The organism is Mesorhizobium sp. M4B.F.Ca.ET.203.01.1.1 (assembly GCF_004791025.1).
In the GTDB taxonomy this organism is placed as follows: domain Bacteria; phylum Pseudomonadota; class Alphaproteobacteria; order Rhizobiales; family Rhizobiaceae; genus Mesorhizobium; species Mesorhizobium abyssinicae.
In genome coordinates, this window is sequence record NZ_SRUO01000054.1 from 1 (window position 1) to 510 (window position 510).

Consider the following 510-nt stretch of genomic DNA (forward strand, 5'->3'; position numbering starts at 1 on the left):
CTGCGCGCGTGCTTCGGCCTGGCGTGTCCAGGCCGGATGGTTCCACCAGCGCATCACGTCGGGGTTGGACTGCAGCGTGAACAGCGCGGCGGCGTCGTCACGGCGGATCGGGCTCAGGACCAGCCGTGCACTGTGCAGCGGCAGGCCGGGGAACAGCAGCGAGTGGCTGGCCAATACGATGGTCCACACGGGTGGACGCGCATTATGGCGCTGCCGGGTTTGCCGATGGGGGCGTAATGCCAAGGGCGCATGAAGCGGTAGTGCCGGCCGCTGGCCGGCAACCTCTTGGCCTTCGACGGGACGGGATCAGATCCTTCTCCCGCGGAAAAGCGATCTGACCCCAGGCATGCATGCCCGGCGAGCGGGTGGTATCAGGGCGTATCGGCCACCAGCGCCAGCCAGCGTTCGATGGCACGGCGGTCACGCGCGGCCAGCAGTTTCGGTGCGCGGGCGCGCAGTGCGCCCAGGTCAGCGTCGCGGATCGCGCGGCGCACTTCCAGCAGGGTGCCG

At 69.6% G+C, this 510-nt stretch carries 1 protein-coding gene; it reads right to left on the reverse strand.

Annotation, left to right across the window (positions count from 1 at the left end):
- Window positions 1–189 (reverse strand): GNAT family N-acetyltransferase (locus EN846_RS33585; protein ID WP_210236136.1); only part of this gene is annotated, 189 nt, incomplete at its 3' end.
- Between the last annotated feature and the right edge of the window lie 321 nt (window positions 190–510).